We start from the raw sequence: 23,032 nt of genomic DNA on the forward strand, positions 1-23,032 counted from the left end.
GGGAGAACAATAATCATGCTGAAAACAAGACATCTTGGCCTTGGCGCCGTGCTGGCGCTCGGCGTTCTGGCAACCGCAGCGTTCGCGCAGGAAAAGCCTGTCGCGGGTGAGGTCAAGGAAGGCTCGCTCAAGGGCAAGACGCTGACGCTCGTCTCCTATGGCGGCATCTACCAGGACGGCCAGGCCGCCGCGCTCAAGGAGTTCGTCGAAAAGTCCGGCGCCACGCTGCTCAATGACGGGCCGACAGAGATCGCCAAGCTGCAGGCGCAGGTCGAATCCGGCAACGTCACCTGGGACGTCGTCGACACCGCCGACCTGCCGCCTTACGTCTATTGCGGCAAGCTGTTCCAGAAGCTTGATTTCAGCAAGCTCGACGTCTCCAAGGTGCCCGAGGGCCAGGTCGGCGAATGCTCGGTGCCGGCCATGAACTACGGCGTCGTGCTGATGTACAACAAGGAGAAGTATGGGGATAACCCGCCCAAGAACTGGGCCGATTTCTTCGACACGGCAAAATTCCCCGGCACGCGCGCGCTCGACGGTTCGGGCGACCCGACGGGCGGCCTGCTGGAGCAGGCGTTGAAGGCGTCTGGCGGCGACCCGAAGGCGATGACGGCGGCCGACATCGACAAGGCCATCGATGTCATCCGCAAGCTCGGTCCCGACACGATCTATTGGAAGACCGGCGCTGAATCGCAGCAGCTTGCCGAATCTGGCGAAGCCGACATGCTGATGATGTGGACCGGACGTGCCATGACGGCGGTGAAGAACGGCGCCAAATATGCGCCGGCCTGGCAGGACTGGCTGGTGGTGATGGACCAGATGACCATTCCGGTCGGCGTCAAAGATACGGATGCGGCTTATGCGCTGCTCAATGCCTATCTCGGCAAGGGGGCGCAGGAGATCCTGGCGCAGCAGACCTCCTATACGCCGATCAACAATGACGCGCAGCCCAAGGTCGATGCGTCGGTCGCCGCCTTCCTGACCAACACGCCCGAGCGCCAGAAGCAGGGTTACAAGCAGAACATCAAGTTCTGGGTCGAGAACTTCCCGGTGGCGCAGGAGAAGTGGTCGGCGCTGATGGCCGGCAACTGAACAGCCGAGCGAGAGCCAGGCCGTGAGCGCGTCCGAACCCATCGCCCAACCCGCCGCCCATGCGCGGTCGGGTCGGGCATGGCGGCCGTTCGCGCTCACGGCGCCGGCGCTCATCCTGCTCGTCGCGGTGATCGGGTATCCGCTGCTCACCATCGTGCTGCGCAGCCTGTCGGAACCTGAGTGGGGGCTGCAGAACTATGCCTGGTTCTTCGGCGCGCCGGTCAACCTGACAGTGCTGCAGCGGACTTTCGTCATTTCGGCCTGGGTGACGCTGGTCTGCGTCATCGCGGCCTATCCCTATGCCTATCTGATGACCGCGGTCGGGCCGCGCGTCCGGCTGGTGCTTGTGCTTTGCGTGCTGATCCCGTTCTGGGTGAGTGGTGTGGTGCGAACGCTGTCATGGGTGATCCTGCTGCAGGATTCGGGCGTCATCAATTCGTTGCTGCGCTCGGTCGGGTTCGGCGGCGTCAAGCTGATCCGCACCCAGACCGGCGTGGTTATCGGCATGGCGCAGGTGCTGTTGCCGTTCATGATCCTGCCGCTCTATTCCGTGATGCAAGGTATCGACCTCAGGCTGATGCGGGCGGCGCAAAGCCTCGGTGCGCGGCCGTCGCGCGCGTTCTTCACCGTCTATCTGCCGCTGTCGCTGCCCGGCGTCTATGCCGGCGCGATCATCGTCTTCATCCTGTCGCTCGGCTTCTACATCACGCCGGCTTTGCTCGGCGGCCCGCGCTCGACCATGCTGTCGACGCTGGTGCAGACGCAGGTGCTCAGCCTGCTGCAATGGGGCAGGGGCGGCGCCATGGGCGTCGTTCTGCTGGTCACCACCTTCGTGCTGCTGGCGCTGGCAGCACCCGTGATGCGGTCCAGGCATCGGGAAGCGGGGCGGCGCTAATGGAGATGAAGCCGCTCACCCGCGTTCTTCTCGGGCTCGTCTGCCTGCTGGTGGCGATATGGCTGGTGGCGCCGACGCTGGTCGTGGTGCCGATGTCGTTCAACGAAAACAAATCGCTGGCGTTTCCGCCGCAAGGCTTTTCCTGGCAGTGGTACCAGAATTTCGCCACCAATCCGGACTGGTCGAACAGCTTCCTGAACTCGCTGAAAGTCGCCTCCATCGTTGCCGTCGTGGCAACGGTGCTCGGCACGCTTGCCGCCTTCGGCCTCGACCGCATGAAGGCGCGGCCGGCGAACCTTTTGCGTATGCTGATGCTGACGCCGATGGTGGTGCCGGGCGTGGTGCTGGCGATCGGCATCTATGCCGTCTATCTCGACACGCAGCTCGTCGGGACGCTGCTCGGCTTCGTGCTGGCCCACACCATCCTTGCGCTGCCCTTCGTGCTGATCGCGGTCTCGGCCAGTCTCGAAGTGTTCGACCGCCGGCTGGAGACAGCCGCAGCCAGCCTGGGCGCCGGCGCACTGACCACGTTTCGCACGGTGACGCTGCCGCTGATCGCGCCGGGCGTGCTCTCCGGCCTGCTGTTCGCTTTCGCCACCTCGTTCGACGAGATTGTCGTGTCGCTGTTCATCACCAACCCCTATCTCAAGACATTGCCGGTGCAGATTTTTGCCTCGATCACGCGCGACGCAGATCCGACGGTGGCGGCTGTCGGCACGATCCTGCTTTTCGCGACCACGATCCTGATCGGCGGCGGCATGCTCCTTCTTGGCCGCGAGCGGAAAGGACGCCAATGAATCCGAAGCCGACAAGCAAGGGCGCGGCGATCGATCTCGAAGCGATCAACAAGGCCTATGGCGGCTTCAAGGCGCTGGACGGCGTGTCGCTGCGCATCGAGCCCGGCGAGTTCATGACGCTGCTCGGCCCCAGCGGCTCGGGCAAGACGACGACGCTCAACGTGATTGCCGGTTTCACCGATGTCACCAGCGGCAAGCTTCTGGTCGGGGAAAAAAGCGTCGTCGGCGTGCCGGCGCACAAGCGCAACATCGGCGTCGTCTTCCAGCATTACGCGCTGTTCCCGCATATGAGCGTCGGCCGCAACGTCGCCTATCCGCTGACGTTGCGCGGCGTCGACCAGGCGACGCGGCAGACACGCGTGGCAAGGGCGCTCGACATGGTCAAGATGGGCGATTTCGCGCATCGCTATCCCAGCGAATTGTCGGGCGGCCAGCAGCAGCGCGTGGCGCTGGCGCGCGCCATCGTCTTCGACCCCCCGCTGCTCCTGATGGACGAGCCGCTCGGCGCGCTCGACAAGAAGCTGCGCGAATGGCTGCAGCTCGAGATCAAGCGCATCCACCGCGAGCTCGGCACCACCTTCGTCTATGTCACGCACGACCAGGAAGAGGCGCTGGTGCTGTCCGACCGCATCGCCGTGTTCAACCGCGGGCGCATCGAGCAGGTCGGCACCGGCCGCCAGCTCTATGACGAGCCGGCAACGCTGTTCGTCGGCCGCTTCATCGGCGATTCCACCGTGCTGCGCGGCGAGGCGCGCAGCGATGGCAACAGCACCGCGCTGAGCATCGCCGGCGAGACGGTGACGGTACCGCGTAAGCTGTCGGGAGAAGCCAGCCCGGTGATGCTGCTGCGTCCCGAAAAGCTCGCGATCCGAAGAGCCGGCCAAAGTGCTGCCAATGGCGCCAACCGCCTGTCGGGAACGATCGCGGAAGCCATCTATCTCGGCTCGGAATCGAAATACGAAGTTAAGCTCGCCGACGGCTCGGCCGCGATCGTGCGCTCACCACTGACCGGCGAGAGTTTTGGCCTCGGCGACAAGGTCGAGCTCTGCTTCGACGGCAGCGATGCCAAGCTGCTGGCGGACGACGCAAGCGCCGACACCACACTCACCTGATTCCATCTGGCCTGATCCCATCTGGCCTGATCTCATCTGAAAGTCATTCCATGCAAGCCAAGCGCAACGGCGACATATCGTTCTGGTATGCGGATCTGGGGGCGGTTCCCGTTCCGCGCCCGCCCTTGCCTGGAAACATCGAGGCCGATGTCGCCATTGTCGGCGCCGGCTATACCGGTCTGTGGACCGCCTACTATCTGAAAAAGGCGAAGCCATCGCTGCGCGTCGTGATCGTCGAGCGCGAATTTGCCGGCTTCGGCGCTTCGGGGCGCAATGGCGGCTGGCTGTCGGGCGGCTTCAGCTGGTCGCGCGAAAAATATCTCAAGACATCGAGCCGCCAAGGCGTGATGGCGATGCAGGCGGCGATGGCAGGCTGCGTTGATGAAGTGATCCGGGTCGCGACCGAGGAAGGCATCGACGCCGACATTCGCCGCGTCGACAACCTGACGGTGGCCACCAACGCAGCGCAGTTGGAGCGCGTGTGCGAAGAATGCGAGACGATCCGTTCCTGGGATGTCGACCCGAACCGCGTCGAGATGCTGGACGCCGCCTCAACGCGCACGCGCATCAACATCCGTAACGTCATGGGCGGCTTCGTCGTCCATGGCCAGGCGCGGGTGCAGCCGGCCAAGCTGGTGCGTGGGCTTGCCGATGCCGTCGAGCGGCTGGGCGTGCCGATCTATGAGAAGACGACGGTGACAAGCATCGCCAAGGGCAGCGTGACGACAGACCGCGGTACGGTGCAGGCGGAGACGATCATCCGCGCGACCGAGGGTTTTACATCAGGCATCCCCGGCGAGGAGCGGACCTGGCTGGCGCTCAACAGCGCGCAGATCGTGACTGAGCCGCTGCCGCCCGACCTGTGGCGCGACATCGGTTGGGAAGGGCACGAACTGCTCGGCAATGCGGCGCATGCCTATTGCTATGCCCAGCGCACGCGTGAGGGACGCATCACGATGGGCGGACGCGGCGTGCCTTATCGCTACGGCTCGCGCACCGACGTCAACGGCCAGACGCAGCAGGCCACGATCGACCAGCTGCACACGATCCTGACGACGCTCTTGCCGCAGACCAAGGGATGCCGCATCGATCACGCCTGGTGCGGCGTGCTCGGCGTGCCGCGCGACTGGTGCACCACGGTCGGCCTCGATCCCGCGACCCGCATCGGCTGGGCCGGCGGCTATGTCGGCCTCGGCGTGTCCAGCTCCAACCTTTCGGGGCGCACGCTGGCTGACCTTGTTCTCGGGGCAAACACCGAGCTGACGAAGCTGCCCTGGGTCAACCGCAAGGTCAGGCCATGGGAACCGGAGCCCTTCCGCTGGCTGGGCGTGCATTCGATGTACCAGCTTTATCGCATTGCCGATGGCCGCGAGGCGGCAGGGCTTGCGCGCACCTCGAAGCTGGCCGCGTTGGCCGACAGCATCACCGGCCACTAAAGCCATTTGTTCTCACGCAATTCCGGGGCAGACCCCTTTCCTGGAATTGCTCTTATCCATGGAGCTAGACTTGATCGATCTTTCGACCTTCCACGATCTCGCCAAGGCCGAGATCGGCGCGTTCTCTCCTAAGCCAAGCTCGATTGAAGGCGATCAGGTCGAGGCCGTGCGCTCGTTCTTTCAATCGCCTGACGGGACTGTCGATGTCGGCATCTGGGAATGCACGCCCGGCCGCTTCACCGCCGATCGTTCGGACTCGTCGGAGATCTGCCACATCATTTCGGGGCGCGTGGAACTGAGCCGCATCGATGGCGAGGTGCGGGAACTCGGTCCGGGCGATCTCCTCGTCCTGCCGCAGGGCTGGAAGGGCGAGTGGCTGATACGCGAGACCACGCGCAAGCTCTACATGATCCAGAGCGCCTGCTGACCGGCGCTACGGCTATGGCGAGCTCAGTGATCGATCGGCCCCTTCGGCGAGACCAGCGCGGTGCCGGCGGTCGTCGGGCGCTCGATCAGGCGGCGCACGCGCGGCGGTTCGTCGCCGCTGTGCAGCGCCCGCACCCGCTCGCCGACGACGGCGTCGGCATGGGTGGCGCGCCGGTTGTGGCGGATGTATTCCAACCAGGTCGGCGTGTGGTAGTGTTCGATCCAGACTGCGGGATTTTCTAGGTCCCGAGCCAGCGTCCAGTTGCGGGCGCCGTCGCGGCGGCGGATGCGCCCGCGCTCGGCCATGGTGGCGAGGAATTCGGGTACATCTTCGTCGCGGATAATGTACTCTATCATGATGGCGATGGGGCCGCTGCGCGGCTTCAGGTCGAGGCCGAGATGCGGCTCCTTGAAGCGGTTGAGCGGGTCGAGGTTGAGAGTCGTCTGCTGCGGCAGCGGCAGGAACAGGCCGATGGCGCCGCCAACAAGCATCGCGATGGCCGCCGCAATCAGCGCGGTTTCGGCGCCATGCGCATCGGCAACGACGCCCCAGATCCAGCTGCCCAGCGCAATGCCGCCGAAGGTCGCCGTCTGGTAGACCGACAGCACCCGGCCGACGACCCAGCGCGGCGTCGACATCTGCACCGTGACGTTGAAATGCGACAGCGCGATCACCCAGCAGGCGCCGCCGATGAGCAAACCCGCCGCAGTCTGCCAGGCATTGAGGCTGATGGCGGCATTGAAAGCGCAGACGGCAAAGCCGGCGAAGGCCATCCGCACCATCGTCTCGCTGGACAGCAATTGTCTGAGACGCACGCTTATCAGCGCGCCGCCGACGGCGCCGATGCCGAAGGCGCCGAGCATGATGCCGTAGGTCAAGGCATCGCCCTTGACGACGTCGCGCGCCACCAGCGGCAGCAGCGCCAAAACCGCGCCGGCGCTGAAGCCGAAGGCGGAGCCCCTGACCAGCACCTTGCCGATGTTGGGCGACATGGCGACATAGCGCAGGCCGGCGCCCATGGCGGCGCCCAGCGTCTCGCGCGGCAGCGTCGAGACCGGCAGCTCCGGCTTCCAGCGGAAGAGCACGATGATAAGACCTATATAGCTCAGCGCATTGGCGGCGAACGCAGCAGCCGCACCAGCGGCGGCAACGATGATGCCGCCGATCGCCGGGCCGACGCTGCGTGTCAGGTTGAAGCCCAGCGAATTCAGCGCAACCGCGGCCGGCAGCTTGTTGCGCGGCACCATGTCGCCGACCGATGCCTGCCAGGACGGGTTGTTGAGCGCCGTGCCGCTGTCGATTAGGAAGGTGAAGGCAAGCAGCGTCCACGGCGTCATCCAGCCGTTCCAGGTGAACAGCGTTAGAAGTGCAGAGACGACCAGCATGAAGATTTGGGCGATCAGCATCACCTTGCGCCGGTTGAAGCTGTCGGCGATGGCGCCGGCGACGAGTGCAAACAGCATGATCGGCAGAGTGGCCGAGGCCTGGACCAGCGCCACCTGATAGGGCGACGTGGCGATGGTGGTCATCATCCAGGCGGCGCCGACGCCCTGGATCAGGCCACCGAAATTCGACACCAGGCTGGCCGACCAGACGGCGCGGAAGATGCCGTGCCGGAACGGCGCCAGCGCCGAGACGCGTTCGCTGTCCGGCTCGTCATCGATCATTGGACCTGTCCCACCTTCACGTGCTGGTTTCGTCCGCCGGGACGACAATCATGGCATCCGTTTGAAATAGAGCACGACATCCAAAAGGGCGAACGCGTCTTCGAAAAAGATCATGGTCCAACAACAGGATAGCAAGGCGAAAATACGTCAGCCGGGAAGGGTCCGCTACCCAGAGCGATGTTCTCATTGGTCCACTGCGCGGGGGTGTCGGCCGTGCGCAAATTCAGCTTCTGTCCCGGGCAGCGGCATGCAAGGCTTCGGTCAGCGTGCTTGGCGTCTCGCCGCCGGCGTGAAGGCGCAGGAAAAGCTCCATGCCGACAAGCCGCAGCCTGGATGGTTGCTCGCGCCGCGCCAACTGGACCATGTCCTCTAAATTCGCGGCGGGCCATTTCAAGGCATCGCGCAGGAAACCGCCGCGTAGCAAAGTCTCCGTGCCGGCCGAAAATTGCGACGACATCTCGAAGCCGATCTTGCGCGCCTGGACGTTCTGGCGCGGAATATGCTTTTCAGCGACCTTTCGCAAAAGCCATTTTCCTGTTTTGTCGCGGTATTTCTGCCGCCTCGGCAAATGGATGGCGAAGTCGATCAGGCGGTTTTCCAGGAACGGGACCCGCAGTTCCACGGACGCCGCCATGCTCAGCCGGTCGTGCCGGTGCAGGATGTCCTGCAGATGCGAATAGAGGTCGTAGAGGCAACTACCGAGAAAGGCGCGATCCGCGGGCGGCATAACCGGCTCCAGGCGGTCGAAGATCTCGGTTTGCAGAAAATTCAGCTCCGGCGACAAAGCACGCAGGACCATGCTGCGATCCATTTGTGAGTGGCTTCCAGCCGAGACCTTGTAGGGGGCATGACGCTGTTGCTCGAATCTCCGGTCGAGCGAGCGCTTCGAATGGACCAGGCGCCGGGGCCACGACCAGGAACGCCACTTCTTCATGCTCAAGGCCTGCAAGGGGTAGCCGCCAAACAATTCGTCTGCGCCTTCGCCGGTGAGCAGCACCTTGACGCCATCGGCCCGGCATCGTTCGGCAAGCGCCAGCAGTGCGACATGGCTGGCGTGCCAGCCATCGCTTTCAAGATGCCAGATTACCCTTGGCCAAAGTTCGAAAAACCGGTTCCTGTCGACCGGCACCCGGCGCAAGGGCACGCCGACATGGCGGCCGGTGCGTTCGGCGTCTTCGGCCTCGCTGTTGCCGAGCTGCGGGTCGACGACATAACCGTGGACTTCCGGCCTGAACCGCTTTGCCAGCGCCGTTATCAGGCCGGAATCGACACCGCTGCTGCAGGCGGTGGCAACGCTGGTATCGGCGATGCAGTGAAGTCCGACGCTGTCCTTGAGCAACGCCTCGAGCGTCGCCATGTGTTCAGCATCAGCGGATGCATCGCCGGTAATGCGCGCGGTCTCCAGCACGTCCAGCACATGCCAGAAGCGGCGCTTCTCGATAACGCCATCGGTGATCTTCCACAGGCCGGCGGGCGGCAGGCGCTCGATGCGGTCGAACAGGCTGTAGCTGGAATCGCGGCTCTGCCAGGCAAGCCGCAAGGTGATCTCGCGGCTGTCGATGTCGCGCGGAAAACCGTCGCAGGCGAGGATCGCCTTGTCCTCCGAGGCGAACAGGATTCGCTCCGGCGTGTCGGCCACCGACATCGGCTTGATTCCAAGACGGTCACGCGCAAGCCACAGCGCACTGCTGCGAGCGTCGAAATAGGCGAAGGAAAACATCCCGTCGAACAGCGGCACGGCTTTTTCGGGACCCCAGTGATGCAAGGCTTCGAGAACCACTTCGGCATCGCAGATGGTTCGAAAGACGACGCCTTGCGCCTGCAGCGTTTCGCGCAGCGAGCGGTAATTGTAGACCTCGCCATTGTAGACGAGAACGCCATCGCCGGAAGAAGTCAGCATCGGCTCACGGGCGGCGGGCGAGGGATCGATGATGGTCAGTCGGCGGTGGCCGAGGGCCAGCCGATTGTTGTGCCAGCTGTCATGATCGTCGGGGCCGCGATGTACCAGCGCCTGCATCATGCTGGCGACGTCCGACAGGTCGTTGGCGTCGATCGGGTTTCGTTTGCGCCAGACGCCGGCTATTCCGCACATGGCCTGCCGGTGAGTTCTGCCTGAGTCATGGCCTGCAATCTAGCCGGAACACAGCCGCCTGCAAGCGCTGCCTAGAACCCGTTTTCGATGCGCTCGAAGATAACGTTGGTGAAGGCCGAGATCTGGCTGCCGATGAACGGACCGGTCAGCGCCACGACCAGCATGATGGCGACGATCTTGGGCACGAAGGTCAGGGTGATTTCCTGGATCTGGGTCAGGGCCTGGATCAGGGCGATGCCGATGCCGACTACCATGGCGACCAGCACCACCGGCGCGGACGCGACGAGCACCGTCCATACCGCGTACTGGACGATGTCGAGTGCGTCGGCCTCGTTCATGTGAGCGCGCCTCTATGGAACTGTCTAGCTGGCCGGCTTTATCGAAACGCCCGCGCCGACCGGCACTTCGGTGCCGTTCTGCAGCACGGCGATCACGCCGTTGCTTGCAAGCCTGACCGAGGCCACGACGCCGGTCGTCTTGCCGTCGGCCGAGGTGATCGAGCGGCCGATCAAGGCATCGGCCTGCGACAGCGCCGACGACTGCATGATCTGGTCGAGCTTGGTGTTGGTCTGCACCGATTGCTCTACCTGCGAGAAGGTGGCGAGCTGGGCGACATACTGCGTCGAATCCATCGGTTTCGTCGGATCCTGGTTCTTCATCTCGGCGATCAGCAGCTTCAGGAACGACTGGTAGTCGACCGCTGTCTTCGATGTCTGCTGGGTACCCTGGTTGGCACCCGTGGGGATCGTCGTCGTCATGTCCACATTCATCAGTATTGTGCTCCCACGGCCAGCGGGCGCTTCGCACCCAGAACATCGTCATTGCCGCCAAGTGCGCGGCGTTCGAGCGGATAAAGCGCGCGGATGGCCTTCAGCGCTTCATAGATATGGTCTTCGCCGACCATGCGGTCGATCTGCTTCAGCGCGCCACTGATCTGCTCATCCTCGAAGCTTGCCAAAAGCAAGGGCAGCGAGCGGCGGAACATGGCGCGCGCCTCGATGGCGCCGGCCGGGTTCATCAGCATCACCTGCAGGATGAAATAGAGCTGCTTGAGCGGCGTCGAGGCATCGTCGGCCTGGATGACATGGTTCTCGAGCAGGAACTGTACGTCGTTCATCAGCTCGACGGTGACCTTGCGGTCGACGCGGATGACGGCGCCGTTGATGTAGATCTTCTCGTTCGGCTTCAGCGATATCTTCAGCGTGTTGGTCATTGAATGCCGTCCCGGATGATCTGGGACACTTCGATCAGCCCTTCGAAATTGTCGGTGCGGCCCTGGCGGATGTCCTCGGCCTCGCGCAGCAGCCACAGGCCGATGGAGATGAGGTTGGCGCGCAGTTCCTTGGGCAGGACATTGTCGCTGGAACCGAGATCCTCGACGAAGGTGGTCCAGACCCGGTTGGTGAAGTGCAGCGCTTCGACCGCCTCCATCGAGGTGTGGCCGACCGCCGCCGCCGCCGCCAGCATTTCGATCGAGCGGGTCAAAAGCTGCCGCTCGCGATCTTTCGCATCGGCAACGGAGTCGGTCTGGATGTCGGCGTAGGAGAATTGGTACATCGTTTGGCTCTACCGTTGCGGTTGAGATTGTCAGGTCAGGTAGTTCAGCAGACTCATCTGCTGCAGGCGCGCGGTCAGCGCGAAGGACGTCTCGATATGCTGCGTCAGATCCGCGACGCGGGTGGCGGCCTCGGCCGGATCGACGCCCTCCAGATCGAGGATATGGCGCTCGAACAGGTCGACCTGCGTCTTCATGCGGTCGCTCGCGTCGGAAACACGCTTCTCGGCAAGGCCGGTCTCGGCCTGCAACTGGCCGAGTCCGCCCAGCGCCTCGCCGACCATCGTCTGGGCGCGACCGACGACGGTGGTCTTCGCCGCCTGGCTGATGTTGCCGGAGAGCAGGCCGGTGACCAGGGCGGAAGCCATGGCGAGCTTGCGGATGCTGTCTTCATTGGCGCTGGCCGAGGTCTGGGTGGTTTCGCCCAGCGAAATGCGGCTGACGATCTGCTGGTCGGTGGCGTTCGACCAGTTGGCCTGCCAGCCGGCGCCCATGAACTGCGGCACGACATTGCTGGTGATGAAGCCGTCCATCTGGGCGGCGGTGATGTTGGCGGCGAGCGGATCGGTCTGCGTGAAGCCGAAATACGACGAGAAGGAAGCGTCGAACGCCGCCTTGGCCGGCGAGCCGGCGGCGGTGAAATCGTCGATCGGCTTGACGTCGGTGTTGGTGCCGGCAAACAGATATTCGCCGTTGACGCTGGCATTGAGGATAGAGGTCATCTGCTGCACGGCGGCCTTGCCGGCTTGCTGCGTGATGGTGCTCGAGGAATTGCCGGCGGCGGTCAGTGCGGTCAGCAAATTCTGCGCAGTGTCGGAAAGCTGGCCAAGCGCAGCCTGCGTGGAGGACAGCCGAGCGGTGACCAGCGAATTGGAATCGATGATGACGTTCAACCGGTCGAGGTCGCGCGAGAAGGTGACCGCCTGCGAGGTGCGCGCGCCGAGCGCCAGACCGACATCGGCGACGGTGCCGGTCGTCGATTCCTTAGTGGCTTTGACCAGTTCGCCCTGCATGCGCATCTGCTGATAGCGCGCGGCGTTGGAGAGAGCGGCTGAGGAGACGGATGTGGCTTTCATGGCTTATCCCACGGCATCGAGCAGGGCCGACAGCATGTCGTCGACGGTTTTCATCATGCGCGCCGAGGCCTGATAGGTGTGTTCGAGGTCGAGCAGCAGCGACATCTCCTGGTCGACATTGACGCCGGTGTCGTTGGACAGCGCCTCGGCGGTGCGCGATGCCAGCGCTTCCTTGGCGTCGGCGTTGCTCGAGGCCTGCTGGCGCTGGCCTTCGAACCAGCCAATGGCATTGGCGGCGTAGTCGGACACGCTGGACGTGACGGTGATGCCGGCCGCAGCGTCGAAAGGCATCGGCTTGTCGAGCTTGTCGCCATAGCCGATCAAGAGCTGCGAATAGGAGGCGTTGCCGGCAGTGTTGGCGATATAGGCCGCACCATTGGCGCCGCCGTCGCGCAGCAGCACCGGATTGCCGCCGACGCTCGAGTCCATTGCGGCGTTGACCTTGATCGAGCCGGCAAGCCCGTCGATCAGCGTGCCGGCGGCCGGAATGGCGGGCGCACCCGACCAGGTGAACAGGCCGGTTCGGTCGGGCTGCGAAGGTGCTGTTTCGGCAAAGGCGGTGATGAGGCCGCGCGCCACTTCGTCGAGCTGGCTCTGCATCGTCGCCGCGACGCCGTCGCGCAAGGTGATGAGCCCGGCGAGCTTGCCGTCGGCGCTGGTGTTGCCGCCAGCCCCGGCGCTGACCGGCACATTGTCGATGTAGATGGTGTTGCCTGGTGTGCCGGCCGTGTAGCCCGCCGACGGGGTGAAACTTACCGAGCGCGGAATGGTCTCGAACAGTGTCGTGCCATCCTTGGTGGTGATGACCATGTCGTTGTCGCCACGCGTGAAGGTCGACACCGGCACATAGTCCGCGATCTTCTTCAGCAAAGCGTCGCGCTGGTCGAGCGCGTCGGATGCGTCGGTACCCGAACGGGTTGCGGAGATGACCGCCTTGTTGGCGTCCTGGAACTGACTAAGCAGCGAGTTGAGATCGTTAACCGCCGTTGATATCTCGCCATCGGCCTGGGTGCGGAAATCCTGGATCGCGTTGGTGCCGTCGTTCAGAGCGCGCACCACCTGCTGGGCCGCGTCGATGACGCTGGAGCCGAGGTTCTGGTTGGATGGCGTAGCGGCGTAAAGCTGCAGCGCGTTCTGCAGCTTGCCGATCGCGGTCGAGGCAGAGGAGGCGTTGTCGACGCCGTTGACGGCAACGGCGAGGCGGTCAATTCCGCTGTAAAGCGTGCTCTGGCCGCTCCATGCCGATTGCGCGCTAAGGTTCTGGCGAAACAGCAGGGCGTTGGTGGCGCGCTGGATCTCGACCGAGCGGGCGCCGGGCGCGCTGCTGACGACGACCGCCGTGCGGCGGGCATAGTCGGGGTTGCTGGCGTCGGCAATATTGCGGGAAAGGACGCTGGTCTGCTTCGATGTGGTCTGAAGCGACTGTTGGGCTATGGTCAATGCGGAAGTCAGCGACATGCGGGTCTTTCACGAGGCCAGTGGGGAGGGGATGACGTCTCTGCCCTGTCGGCGGCGTCGGCGTTCGGAAACCTGCAATCCCAGACCACTCCGGCCGGTTTGCCGGTGTGGCCTTGAATTCGAAATCCGCGCACCGCGCTGCTCTGGTTTGGGTTCATTCCCCTGGCGCCCGTCGTTTATCTCTTCAGGTTGACAAGGACATCCATGAGGTCGGAACCGGTCTGGAACACTTTCGAGTTAGCGGTGTAGCTGCGCTGCGCCGCGATCATGTTGGTCAATTCCTCGGCGATATCGACGTTGGAATTTTCCAACGCGCCGGAGATGATGCTGCCGAGCTTGCCTTCATTGGCGAAGCCGATGCGCACGGTCCCGGAGTCGGTGGACTGTGCATAGACATTGCCCGGCAGTGCGGTGAGGTTATCGGCGCTCTGGACGTCAGCCAGCGGGATCTTGAACAGCGGCTTGGTCGAGCCGTCCTGATACTGGGCGTAGATGACGCCGTCCTCACCGATCTGGATCTTTTCGATCGTGCTGGGCGCGTTGCCGTTGACCTTGGCTTCGGAGACCGTGAAGCCGGTGCCGAGCTGGGTCAGCTTGGACAGATCGAGATCGAGCGACGCACCGCCCGGCACGGGGATGGTGATTGAGTCGACGGCGCCGGTGAGTTTGCCGGTGGTGGTGTCGAAGGTCAAGTTGGCCGTGGCCAGCGCACCGCCCGTATAGGGGAAGGATGTGCCCGGCGTCGCCTGGGACTGGTCGAACACAGAGACCGACCAGGTGCCGGTCCCGGTGTTGGTGAAATAGAGGTCGAGCAGCTTCTTGTTGCCGAGATTGTCGTAGGTGACCATCGAGGATTTCGACGTGTATTCCGCCGTCGGGCTGTTGGTGGACGGCAGCGGACCGGCGGGCGGCGTGGCGCCGGCCGGCAGATTGGCGTTGAAGTTGCCCGCGGTGCTGGGCGTCGCGGTCATTTCCTGGTCGGAGATCTGGACCGGCACCAGCCCTTCGAAACCGTTGGCGGTGGCAGCCGGTGTGCCGTTGGCGTAGCTGTAGGCCATCAGCTGGTAGCCGGCGGCGTTGACCAGTCTGCCCTGAGCGTCGGGAACGAATGCGCCGGCGCGGGTGAGGAAAGGCGTTCCGCTGGGGTCCTGGACGACGAAGAAACCGTTGCCGTTGACCGCAAGGTCGGAAACCGAGGTCGTGTACTGCAGCACGCCCTGGGCGCTGATGGCCGAGCGGATGGTGGTGTTGACGCCGCCGGAATTATAGGCGCCGCCGACCTGCGGCATGATCAGCGTCGAAAACTCGGCCGAGGATCGCTTGTAGCCGGTGGTGTCGGAATTGGCGATGTTGTCGGCTGTGGCCGAAAGGCGGTTGGCCTGCGCGTTCATGCCGGAAACGCCGGTCCGCATCATTCCGTAAAGGCTCATCGAACGTCTCCTCAATGCCCAACATCGTTGGGCCCATCTGTGGTCGCGAGGATATAATTTCTGTCTTGCGCGAGGCTGGCGCAGACCGCCATCAGAACACCAGCCGGTAGCCAAGGAAGCGCTTGGAATCTATCGGGTCCTGGCCGAGCTTTTCGCGCAGCTTCTTGCGCAATTTGGAGATGTGGCTCTCGACGACGTTCTCCTCGACCTCTTCGTCGAAGATGCCGTAGATGGCGTTGAAGACCTGGGTCTTGGTGACGCGGCGTCCGCGGTTGCTCGCCAGATATTCGAGGATGCGGCGTTCGCGGCGCGGCAGAGGCAACGGCTGGCCATCGATCTCGGGATCGCGGCCGTCCATGAAGATGCGCATGGCGCCGATCTCGGTATAGCTGACGTCCTCATGGGCGCGGCGGCGGATGGCGGTGATGCGGGCCAGGATCTCCCGGATATGGACCGGCTTGCGGATGACGTCGTCGACACCGCTCTCGAACAGCCGCAGCGTATTCTCGAGCGAGTGCTGTTCGCTGAGCGCGATAACCGGAGCGCCGGTGCGGTCGCGGATCTGGCGTGGCGAGATGGCGCCTTCGCGGCAGTCGCCGATGAGGAAGGCTCGGACCGATCGCAAATCCGTGTCGGCGGCCGATGTCACCCACTCGCCGAATTCACCGGACGCGAAGCCTGCACAGGCGACGCCCTCACGATCGAAAAGTGAATTATAGCCTTCAGTTACGAGCTCACGCTCGTCAACGATTACAATCATCGGCCCCGCCTCCGAATCAGATCATCTGCCCCGTGGGAAGAGCCGTAACCGGTGCCGGGAATCCTGAACAACCATCATTTCTTGTAGCTATTTTCTTGGGAGTTATTTCGAGTTTCGAAATAACCGCAATCAGGAGGTTGTATCGTTGGTTGCCGAACGGGTGACGTGGCACGTCACCCGCCGGGCGTGGATTTGCAGCCGTTCGCAAGAGATGATTCACCTAATGGTTGCAGAAGTTGCGGGCGTTCGGGGTCCATTTGCCGAAGCCGGTGGCGACCATATTGGCGATGACGCGGCAGACATAGAATTTCTGCGCGGGGTCATTGTCGGGGCCGGCGTGGTAGCGGGCGACGGCCATCGACCAGCTGACATGACGCGCATGCAGGCTGGCCAGGAAGCGCGCGGCATAGTCGACATTCTGGCGCGGGTCCAGCATGTCGTCGACGCTGCGGAAATGCGCGGCGTGATAGTGATGGTTGATCTGCATGCAGCCGAGATCGATGAGTGTCTTGCCCTCGCGCCGGGCTGCTTCGAAGGCGGCCAGGGCCTCGGTGCGGTTCCTTGGAAATACCGCTTTCCCCTCTATATTCAACGCATTAGGCTGCAGGCTTCCCTTCTTGCCGGTCTCGGTCAGTCCGACCGCATAGAGGATGCCGGCCGGCACGCCATAGCGATCGGCGGCACGCAAAATCTCGGGCTCGCAAGGGTTGGTGGCGGCGGTGGCCGGCTTGGTGGCGAGGCTAGATAAACATATCGTCGCCAGCACGCTCGCGAGCAGGCGCGCCAGCGCGGCCGAATTCCTGGGCATCGTCATTGCGGTTTCTTCCCGACTGGTGGCCGCCCGAACCCGTATTGTTGCCGCTCGAGTTTCCGGGCTGAAAAGCGGACTGGTCGCGGCCTTGCGGCATTGGATGCGAGTTCGCTGCATCGCTGCGGGCCGCCGCGTGGATCGCTATCGAGGGTTGCAGGATGGTCACCTTGTCGACATCGAAGCCGAGCCCGCGCAACGACTTCACGATGGCGTCGCTGTCGGTGGCGAGACGGCGGTAAGCCTCATGGGTTTCGGGCTTCAATTCTATCGAAAGTTGTTCTCCGGAAAGCCTGAGACTGGCGGTGACCATGCCGAGCTCTGCCGGGTGAAGCTCGATCTTCAATATATGTGTCGGAACGGCAACAGAACCGGCCGTCTGGGCGGTCGTCGACGGCGTCGAAACCGCTTGCCGCAGGCCGTTATCCGAAGCCAGCGCGTCGATAAGCGCCGAAGTCGTTTGGTTTATCGGACTATGCGCCGGCGCGGGGAAGCTCTGTTCGGCGACAATGTCGACGCGCGCAGCGAATGGCGGCTGTTTTCCCTGTGTGGACGATGCCGCGGAATGGGCTCCATCGACGGACTTCGCCGACGGCGCGGACCGTTTTGCCTCGGGTGCCGAAACGTCGCTTGCCGTCTGGCCCGCCGGTAGAGGAGGCGTCGGACCATCCTGGTGCGGCAGTTTGCCGGACTGGAGCCCGATCGCGGGCAGCTTTTGCCCCTGATCCTGTGCGGAAACGCTGGTACCGGGCTTGGCCCGTTCCGATCGCGTCGTCGTGTCGAGTCTGTTGTCAATGCCGGACGCTGCGCGGTGTCTCTTCAGAGGCGACGTCTGTGCAGAAGTGGCCTCGCCAGCGGGCGCCGGTTGCCCAGTCTGTCCATTCGTCGCGATGCCGTTCCCGCTTGTCCGGACCGTTGAGAAATGCCTGATATCGTGCAGCGCCAGCACCAGTGGCAAATGATCCTGCAGCGATCCTGCATCCGCGTCTCGTCCGGCCACCTCAGCGTCCTTGGATGGTTTGTCCGGGCCACTATCGGCATGTTCTTTTGCGGCCTTGCCGGCAGCGGATTTCGTCCCCGTTTTGCCAGACTGGGTGTGTGGGATTTCGCTTTTGCCGGGACCGGCAGGGCTGCGTTTGGCCCAATGCAGCTCGTGCGACGCGGCCTCAATTGCTCCCTGGCCTATCGGTGTCGGCGCATCGTCGTCGCCGCGCACCATGTCGCCGAAGCTTTTGTCGCCGCCCTTGGCGTTTGAGGCCGACTGCTTCGATCCGGCGTGCGCGGGAGCCGGCAGGGCCTGGCCAACATTGGTGGTCATTTCGGGGCTGCTCCAAGCATCTGGTCGATCAAATCGAGCTGGTGACGCGTCCTCGCCATGGCGGCGTCGGTGGGATCGGTAGGCTCTACTGCGGCGGGGGCCGGCACCGATGCCGGCACGACCGGAGCCGCATCGCTGGCCGAGGCGACTGCAGGCGTTTCCGCCGCCTTTGGCTCGGGCGTGCTCGGTGCCTGCGCGGCCGGCTCACTTGCCGCCTTCGGTTGGTCGGTTGCGGGCTGTTCACTCGACGTTGTGGCGGCTGGCTGTTCCGGCATCGCGCCTTCGACCGGCGGCAGCTCTGGCTCGTCGGGTCTTTCCACGGCCGCGGTCTTGACCGGCTCCTGCCTGGCCGCGGCAGGTGCGGGCTTTTCGGCAGGCAGCGGCGCCGGCGGGGCGATGACTTCACCCGCCACGGCCTGCGCGGCATCGAGCAGGTCGCGGTCGCTTTGCGAAAGCTGGTTGCGATCGATCTTGTCCAGCTTGGCGCGGACCTCGCCGATGGTGCCGGACGTTACCGTGGACAGGCTGGAATAGAGCTGGGCGCGCGGATCGTCCTGATTGTGGATGCCGTCGCGGCCCCGTTCAGCCCTGGCCGAGGCAAAGGCGGAGAGATCGGCAAAGCCGTCGATCGCGGCGCGGCGGGCGATGCGCAGATAGATCACCTTCTCGCGTTCTGGATCCATCATTGCGGTGATGTCGGCGAGCTTGTCCTGGCTGATCGCCATGTGCAGCGTGATGACGCCGGAGACGAAGGCGTCGGCGAACTGGCTGGCATAGGGCGAATAGAGGTAGTCTTCGACGTATTGGGTTGAGGCAAGCGCGAAACGCGCACCGTCGCCTTGCGCGGCGGCGATGCCGACCGAGCGGCGCAGTGCTGCTTCCTCGACCAGCGTGCCGGGGCTGAGCAGGCGAGCATCGTCGAGCAGCGCAAGCGCGCTGACCGGTTGCTCGGTGGCGAGAAGCGAGCCCTTGACCAGCGCCAGAAAGGCACCGACATCGGGGGGCAGGGTCATCGGATCGATCGGCTTCAGCGCCTCGATCGCAGCCGCCTGCCGGCCGTTCAGATAATCGACAATGCCCTTGGCGATGGTCAGGCTTTGCGGGTCGGTCTTGGCGCGCGACACCGCCGCCTCGACGGTGACGGGGTTGCCGCCACTCATGCCATAGACCAGCAAGGCGCGAAAATTCTTCGGGTCGCTGAAATCATCTGCGTCCGCCGCGCGCAGCCTTGTGTCGGCCATTTCGAGCAGCTTGGCCTGCATCGGCAGCGCGGCGTGATCGCCGGCGGCGATGCGGTCCTGCACAAGCTGCAGCGAGCGCACCAGCTGATAGGGCTGCAAGCCGTCCTCGGCGAAGGCCGATGGCGGATGGACAGCGCTCAGCAGCAGCAGCCCGACGGCGCGGCCGATGATGGCGGCGCGCCTCATCCGTCGGTCGCCATCAGGATTTCGATGCGGCGGTTCGCGGCCGCCATCGGGTCGGCTGCAATTTTCGGCTCGCGATCGGCGAAGCCGGCGACCTCGGTGATGCGGCGCTCGTCGACGCCGCCGCGCACCAGCATGTAATAGGCGGAATGGGCGCGCGCCGTGGACAGCCGCCAATTGTCGTAAGTGTCGCTGCGGAACGGCCGCGCGTCGGTGTGGCCGTTGATGCTGATCGTGCCTTTCTGCTCGTTGACGATGCGGCCGATCTTTTCCATCGCCAGCACCAGTTCACGCCTAGGCACCGCCGATCCGATCTCGAACATGCCGAAATCGAACTGGTCCGTGATCGAAATGACGACACCCTTGTCGGTGGCTTCGACGGAGACGCCATTATGCAATTTGTCGCCTGGCTTGAAGGCCTCGGCCAGTTCCTGCTTGACCTGCGCCGCGGCTCTAACAGTGGCGGCCGTCGGCGCTTTTTCTGCGGCTTCGGGTTTGGGTGCGGGTTGTGCTTCGGCGGCTTCGGCCTTTGCAATCTGGGCCTTGGCTGCTTCAGCCTTGGCCTCTGCTTTGGCTTCAGCCTTGGTCAGCGGCTTATCGGAAACGGATTTCGCCAGCGGCTCGAGCGGCGCCGCGGCCACTGGCGGCGCGGCCGGCACGGCCTTCACCTCCGCCACTTGCGTCTGTGCCGCCTTGTCACCCGGCTTCAGGGGATCGCCTTCGATCTTGGTGCGTTCGGCGGTGGCTTCGGCGCCTGGTGCAGCCACCTGCTGCGACCAGAAATCCGGCGCGAACGGGTCGCGGTAGGATTGGCCGCCGGATGCGCCGGTAGCCGGGCCGGACGCCTGCGCGCCGCCATCGCCCTTCTCGCTGACATTTTGCATGACGCCGGTGTCGGTGGCGATTTCCGACAGCACCGCATAGGGATCGGCAAACAGATGCTCGTCGGAAAGATCCGTCTTTGGCGCCGATTCCTTCGGCTGCTTCTTGTCCGAGGTGCCGGCGCCGCCGATGCCGTCCTGTCCGGCCTTGCTGGTCTTGTCCCGCGGGTCGTCCGCCGTCAGCCCGACCTTGCTCGGGCCATCGCCGAGGTCTTCAAGGCCCTTGCGGCTGGCGTTGCGATCGACCAGCTTGACCGGGTTGAAATAGCTGGCAACGGCAGCCTTGGTCTGCTCGTTGGCGGCGTTGATCAGCCACATGACGAGGAAGAAGCACATCATGGCAGTCATGAAATCGGCAAAAGCAATCTTCCAGACGCCGCCGTGGTGGGCGTCGTCGTGGTCGTCGTGATTGCGCCGCACGATGATGATCTCGTGCCTGGGCTCAGCGGCGTCGGCAACGCTCATGACGTCCACTCGTTCATAATAGGGCCCCCGCTCATGACAGGGCCTCCGACAAGGCGGCCGACCATTCGGCAATGCGGGTTTCGAACACCGCCTCGTCAATGGCGACGGTAAGGTCGAAGCCGGGCGCCTCGATGAAATCGAGATTGGCCGCGCGTGGGCCGAGCGAAGCCTTCAGTGCCTCGAACAATGACAGCGGTCCGCGCACGGCGATGCGCACCGCCTCGCTGTCGCCGACGGCTTCGCGGATCGTGCCGGCAAGGGCTTCCAGCGAACGCTTCTGCAGATCGTCGCTGACAAGGCCGCCAATGATGCGCGCAATGGTGGCGCCGACGAGGTCGCTGACCTTGGCCTCCATGATCTCGATACGGGCAGTGACGACCGCGCCGAGATCGCCGCCGAAACTTTCCAGAAAGGCCTTTGCTTCATCGGCATTGGCCTGTCTCTGCGCCTCGAGCGCTGCCTGGTGGGCGATGGCAAGGCGGGCTTCAAGGGCGGCTTCGGCATCGATGACCGCTTCGGCGATCAGCGCGCCGATGTCGGCCTGCGGCGCCGACGTCTCCGGCCTTGGCTCGGCCATGGCCGCGAGCGAGGGCTGGCCGGCACGCTGGCTGCGTGCGCCGAAATCCGGCAAAAGGTCGAAAAGCGCTGCCGAGGCCATGGTCTATACCGCTGCTTCCTGGGCCGCCCATTTGCGCAGGATCTGCGCGGTGCGCTCCTCATTGATGTCGACCATGCGGGCAAGCCGCTCCTGTGGCGCCGGCCTGATCTTCTGGCGAAGATCATCGAGTGGAGTCGGGCCGGGGCGGCTGCCGGGCAAGGCAGCCCGCGCCGGTTCGGCGCCGGCGGCTTCGGGTGTCGGCAGCGAACGCTGGACGTCGTCGAAGCTCGGACCGGCAAGTGCCGGCGTCGGCCGCGCGCTCAGCGCGGTGGCCATTGGCCTCAGGCCGAAGAAGGCGACCAGGAACACCACGACGATGAACGCGCCGGCGTTGATCATCGTACCGGCATGGGTTCCGATCGACGCCATTATGCCCGGCTGTTCGACCGGCTCGCCGTCCAGCCCGTCGATGAACTCGACCGCCGAGACATCGATGATGTCGCCGCGCTTGTCGTCGAAGCCGGTGGCTGAGGCGACCATTTTCTGGATGTCGGCGACGCGCTTGGCGATCTGTTCGGGTGTGGCGTCCTTGCCGAGGATGGTCATCAGCCGCTGCTGGTTGACGACGACGGCGATCGACATCTTGGTGACGGAATAGCCGTTGGAGACTGTGGCGATCTTCTTGGAGTTGATCTCGTAATTGGTGATCTCCTCCTTGCGATCATTCTCCGATGACGTCTGCGGACCATCGGTGCTGGTCGCCTGGGTCTCGGGCAGGTTCTGCTCGACGGTGGCCGGGGTCGAGGCCTGCCTCTGATTGCTGTTTTCGTTGGCGCGCACCGACTGCACGGAACGCTCCACGCGTGACTCCGGATCGAAGATCGTCTCTTCGGTCTGGCGGGTGTCGGTGTTGACGTCGGCCTTGACGCTGGCGCGGAAATTGTCGGGGCCGAGATAAGGCGTCAGCGCGCGGCGGATGTTGTCGCCGATCTGCGCCTCGACGGTCTGCTCGACGCCGAGCGTGCGGGCAGCACTTGTGTTGGAGGGATCGTCGCCGGCGGCGAGAAGGTTGCCGTTGGAATCGAGCACGGTAACCTTGTCGGCCGACAGGCCCGGCACGGCGGCGGCGACGAGATGGCGGATCGACATGGCGCTCTTTTCGGCGTCGATGCCGGAATAGCGGATGACCACCGAGGCGGAGGGTTGCTGTTCGTCGCGGCGGAAATTGGCGCGCTCGGACATGACGATGTGAACGCGGGCGGCCTTGATGCCGGATATCGACTGGATGGTGCGGGCGATCTCGCCTTCCAGCGCGCGCACGCGGGTGATCTGCTGCATGAAGGAGGTCAGCCCGAGCGAGCCGACATTGTCGAACAGTTCGTAGCCGGCATTGGCGCTGGTCGGCAGGCCCTTTTCGGCGAGCAGCATGCGCGCCTGCGCGGTGGTGCCGGCCGGCACCAGCACGGAGGTGCCGTCGGAGCCGACGTCGAAGCCGATGCCGGCCTCGCCGAGCACCAGGCCGATCTGGTTCACGTCGGAGCGATCGAGCCCGACATAGAGCGTCTCATAGGCAGGGCGGTTGAGATAGACCGAGCCGATGCCGATGACGGCCATCACCAATGCGGCAATGCCGGCCAGCATGGCAAGGCGCCTGACGCCAAATGCCCTGAGATTCGAGATGATGCTCTGGATCTGTTGCGGCACGATTCAAGCGCTCCCAGCATGATATTCCGTGGGAACA

The 23,032-nt window shown here is 64.2% G+C and carries 22 protein-coding genes; 6 read left to right on the top strand and 16 right to left on the bottom strand.

All coding sequences use genetic code 11. The features are described 5' to 3' along the window. Positions 1-15: 15 nt before the first annotated feature. Genes NKI32_RS00925 through NKI32_RS00950 form a run of 6 tightly spaced genes read left to right on the top strand, consistent with a single transcriptional unit; the run spans position 16 to position 5,759 of the window. Complete coding sequence (locus NKI32_RS00925; protein WP_023728389.1) at positions 16-1,092, top strand: extracellular solute-binding protein; 1,077 nt, start codon at positions 16-18, stop codon at positions 1,090-1,092. A gap of 22 nt (positions 1,093-1,114) precedes the next feature. After that, on the top strand, positions 1,115-1,987 hold the full coding sequence (locus tag NKI32_RS00930; RefSeq protein WP_023686367.1) for an ABC transporter permease: 873 nt from the start codon (positions 1,115-1,117) through the stop codon (positions 1,985-1,987). Next, entirely contained in the window at positions 1,987-2,784 is a 798-nt protein-coding gene (locus NKI32_RS00935; protein WP_023683284.1) for an ABC transporter permease, read from the top strand. Before NKI32_RS00930 ends, NKI32_RS00935 begins: the two co-directional genes overlap by 1 nt. After that, the gene (locus tag NKI32_RS00940; protein WP_353001551.1) at positions 2,781-3,896 is read left to right on the top strand and encodes an ABC transporter ATP-binding protein; all 1,116 of its coding nucleotides are present in this window, start codon (positions 2,781-2,783) and stop codon (positions 3,894-3,896) included. Before NKI32_RS00935 ends, NKI32_RS00940 begins: the two co-directional genes overlap by 4 nt. A 50-nt stretch (positions 3,897-3,946) precedes the next feature. Next, positions 3,947-5,332: an NAD(P)/FAD-dependent oxidoreductase gene (locus NKI32_RS00945; protein ID WP_353001553.1), complete on the top strand. Its 1,386-nt coding sequence runs from the start codon at positions 3,947-3,949 to the stop codon at positions 5,330-5,332. A gap of 58 nt (positions 5,333-5,390) precedes the next feature. After that, positions 5,391-5,759: a cupin domain-containing protein gene (locus tag NKI32_RS00950; protein ID WP_352518376.1), complete on the top strand. Its 369-nt coding sequence runs from the start codon at positions 5,391-5,393 to the stop codon at positions 5,757-5,759. 23 nt (positions 5,760-5,782) lie between these two features. On the opposite strand, the gene NKI32_RS00955 is transcribed toward NKI32_RS00950, so the two are convergent. The 16 genes from NKI32_RS00955 to fliF form a co-directional block, all read right to left on the bottom strand. Then, entirely contained in the window at positions 5,783-7,426 is a 1,644-nt protein-coding gene (locus tag NKI32_RS00955) for an MFS transporter (RefSeq protein ID WP_023671898.1), read from the bottom strand. Between the two features lie 223 nt (positions 7,427-7,649). Next, positions 7,650-9,518, bottom strand: coding sequence for an asparagine synthase (glutamine-hydrolyzing) (asnB, locus tag NKI32_RS00960; protein ID WP_353001555.1), 1,869 nt, complete (start codon positions 9,516-9,518; stop codon positions 7,650-7,652). Between the two features lie 71 nt (positions 9,519-9,589). Further along, positions 9,590-9,856, bottom strand: coding sequence for a flagellar biosynthesis protein FliQ (gene fliQ / locus NKI32_RS00965; protein WP_023671896.1), 267 nt, complete (start codon positions 9,854-9,856; stop codon positions 9,590-9,592). Between the two features lie 24 nt (positions 9,857-9,880). Continuing rightward, positions 9,881-10,288 (bottom strand): flagellar hook assembly protein FlgD, encoded by a 408-nt coding sequence (gene flgD, locus NKI32_RS00970; protein ID WP_023683289.1) that lies wholly within the window; start codon positions 10,286-10,288, stop codon positions 9,881-9,883. Further along, positions 10,288-10,731 (bottom strand): flagellar biosynthesis repressor FlbT, encoded by a 444-nt coding sequence (gene flbT / locus NKI32_RS00975; protein ID WP_023695743.1) that lies wholly within the window; start codon positions 10,729-10,731, stop codon positions 10,288-10,290. The genes flgD and flbT overlap by 1 nt, the downstream gene beginning before the upstream one ends. Beyond that, positions 10,728-11,075 (bottom strand): flagellar biosynthesis regulator FlaF, encoded by a 348-nt coding sequence (flaF, locus tag NKI32_RS00980; protein WP_023671893.1) that lies wholly within the window; start codon positions 11,073-11,075, stop codon positions 10,728-10,730. The genes flbT and flaF overlap by 4 nt, the downstream gene beginning before the upstream one ends. Positions 11,076-11,105: 30 nt before the next feature. After that, a complete protein-coding gene (locus tag NKI32_RS00985; protein ID WP_023695744.1) occupies positions 11,106-12,149 on the bottom strand; it encodes a flagellar hook-associated family protein in 1,044 nt (347 codons plus the stop codon). Between the two features lie 3 nt (positions 12,150-12,152). Next, positions 12,153-13,607 (bottom strand): flagellar hook-associated protein FlgK, encoded by a 1,455-nt coding sequence (gene flgK / locus NKI32_RS00990; RefSeq protein WP_023686357.1) that lies wholly within the window; start codon positions 13,605-13,607, stop codon positions 12,153-12,155. Positions 13,608-13,783: 176 nt separating this feature from the next. Beyond that, entirely contained in the window at positions 13,784-15,037 is a 1,254-nt protein-coding gene (locus NKI32_RS00995) for a flagellar hook protein FlgE (protein WP_023691731.1), read from the bottom strand. Positions 15,038-15,128: 91 nt separating this feature from the next. Next, positions 15,129-15,797 (bottom strand): response regulator transcription factor, encoded by a 669-nt coding sequence (locus tag NKI32_RS01000; RefSeq protein ID WP_023683295.1) that lies wholly within the window; start codon positions 15,795-15,797, stop codon positions 15,129-15,131. Between the two features lie 220 nt (positions 15,798-16,017). Beyond that, entirely contained in the window at positions 16,018-16,605 is a 588-nt protein-coding gene (locus tag NKI32_RS01005; RefSeq protein ID WP_373432824.1) for a transglycosylase SLT domain-containing protein, read from the bottom strand. Continuing rightward, positions 16,538-17,923 (bottom strand): flagellar hook-length control protein FliK, encoded by a 1,386-nt coding sequence (gene fliK / locus NKI32_RS01010; protein ID WP_023686354.1) that lies wholly within the window; start codon positions 17,921-17,923, stop codon positions 16,538-16,540. The genes NKI32_RS01005 and fliK overlap by 68 nt, the downstream gene beginning before the upstream one ends. Continuing rightward, positions 17,920-19,350, bottom strand: a complete 1,431-nt coding sequence (locus NKI32_RS01015; RefSeq protein WP_023744229.1) for a MotC family chemotaxis protein — start codon at positions 19,348-19,350, stop codon at positions 17,920-17,922. Before NKI32_RS01015 ends, fliK begins: the two co-directional genes overlap by 4 nt. After that, a complete protein-coding gene (locus NKI32_RS01020) occupies positions 19,347-20,693 on the bottom strand; it encodes a MotB family protein (RefSeq protein WP_353001557.1) in 1,347 nt (448 codons plus the stop codon). The genes NKI32_RS01015 and NKI32_RS01020 overlap by 4 nt, the downstream gene beginning before the upstream one ends. Before the next feature lie 31 nt (positions 20,694-20,724). Continuing rightward, positions 20,725-21,351 (bottom strand): hypothetical protein, encoded by a 627-nt coding sequence (locus tag NKI32_RS01025; protein ID WP_023683300.1) that lies wholly within the window; start codon positions 21,349-21,351, stop codon positions 20,725-20,727. A gap of 3 nt (positions 21,352-21,354) precedes the next feature. Continuing rightward, on the bottom strand, positions 21,355-22,995 hold the full coding sequence (fliF, locus tag NKI32_RS01030) for a flagellar basal-body MS-ring/collar protein FliF (RefSeq protein WP_353001558.1): 1,641 nt from the start codon (positions 22,993-22,995) through the stop codon (positions 21,355-21,357). Positions 22,996-23,032 lie beyond the last annotated feature (37 nt).

The organism is Mesorhizobium sp. M0761, assembly GCF_040320205.1.
Lineage (GTDB): Bacteria > Pseudomonadota > Alphaproteobacteria > Rhizobiales > Rhizobiaceae > Mesorhizobium.

Excerpts from the sequence above, each read along its gene's own strand:
- NKI32_RS00925 (WP_023728389.1), top strand. The coding sequence starts at position 16 with ATGCTGAAAACAAGACATCTTGGCCTTGGCGCCGTGCTGGCGCTCGGC.
- NKI32_RS00935 (WP_023683284.1), top strand. The coding sequence starts at position 1,987 with ATGGAGATGAAGCCGCTCACCCGCGTTCTTCTCGGGCTCGTCTGCCTG.
- NKI32_RS00940 (WP_353001551.1), top strand. The coding sequence starts at position 2,781 with ATGAATCCGAAGCCGACAAGCAAGGGCGCGGCGATCGATCTCGAAGCG.
- NKI32_RS00945 (WP_353001553.1), top strand. The coding sequence starts at position 3,947 with ATGCAAGCCAAGCGCAACGGCGACATATCGTTCTGGTATGCGGATCTG.
- NKI32_RS00950 (WP_352518376.1), top strand. The coding sequence starts at position 5,391 with ATGGAGCTAGACTTGATCGATCTTTCGACCTTCCACGATCTCGCCAAG.
- NKI32_RS00955 (WP_023671898.1), bottom strand. The coding sequence starts at position 7,426 with ATGATCGATGACGAGCCGGACAGCGAACGCGTCTCGGCGCTGGCGCCG.
- asnB (WP_353001555.1), bottom strand. The coding sequence starts at position 9,518 with ATGTGCGGAATAGCCGGCGTCTGGCGCAAACGAAACCCGATCGACGCC.
- fliQ (WP_023671896.1), bottom strand. The coding sequence starts at position 9,856 with ATGAACGAGGCCGACGCACTCGACATCGTCCAGTACGCGGTATGGACG.
- flgD (WP_023683289.1), bottom strand. The coding sequence starts at position 10,288 with ATGAATGTGGACATGACGACGACGATCCCCACGGGTGCCAACCAGGGT.
- flbT (WP_023695743.1), bottom strand. The coding sequence starts at position 10,731 with ATGACCAACACGCTGAAGATATCGCTGAAGCCGAACGAGAAGATCTAC.
- flaF (WP_023671893.1), bottom strand. The coding sequence starts at position 11,075 with ATGTACCAATTCTCCTACGCCGACATCCAGACCGACTCCGTTGCCGAT.
- NKI32_RS00985 (WP_023695744.1), bottom strand. The coding sequence starts at position 12,149 with ATGAAAGCCACATCCGTCTCCTCAGCCGCTCTCTCCAACGCCGCGCGC.
- flgK (WP_023686357.1), bottom strand. The coding sequence starts at position 13,607 with ATGTCGCTGACTTCCGCATTGACCATAGCCCAACAGTCGCTTCAGACC.
- NKI32_RS00995 (WP_023691731.1), bottom strand. The coding sequence starts at position 15,037 with ATGAGCCTTTACGGAATGATGCGGACCGGCGTTTCCGGCATGAACGCG.
- NKI32_RS01000 (WP_023683295.1), bottom strand. The coding sequence starts at position 15,797 with ATGATTGTAATCGTTGACGAGCGTGAGCTCGTAACTGAAGGCTATAAT.
- NKI32_RS01005 (WP_373432824.1), bottom strand. The coding sequence starts at position 16,605 with ATGCCCAGGAATTCGGCCGCGCTGGCGCGCCTGCTCGCGAGCGTGCTG.
- fliK (WP_023686354.1), bottom strand. The coding sequence starts at position 17,923 with ATGACCACCAATGTTGGCCAGGCCCTGCCGGCTCCCGCGCACGCCGGA.
- NKI32_RS01015 (WP_023744229.1), bottom strand. The coding sequence starts at position 19,350 with ATGAGGCGCGCCGCCATCATCGGCCGCGCCGTCGGGCTGCTGCTGCTG.
- NKI32_RS01020 (WP_353001557.1), bottom strand. The coding sequence starts at position 20,693 with ATGAGCGTTGCCGACGCCGCTGAGCCCAGGCACGAGATCATCATCGTG.
- NKI32_RS01025 (WP_023683300.1), bottom strand. The coding sequence starts at position 21,351 with ATGGCCTCGGCAGCGCTTTTCGACCTTTTGCCGGATTTCGGCGCACGC.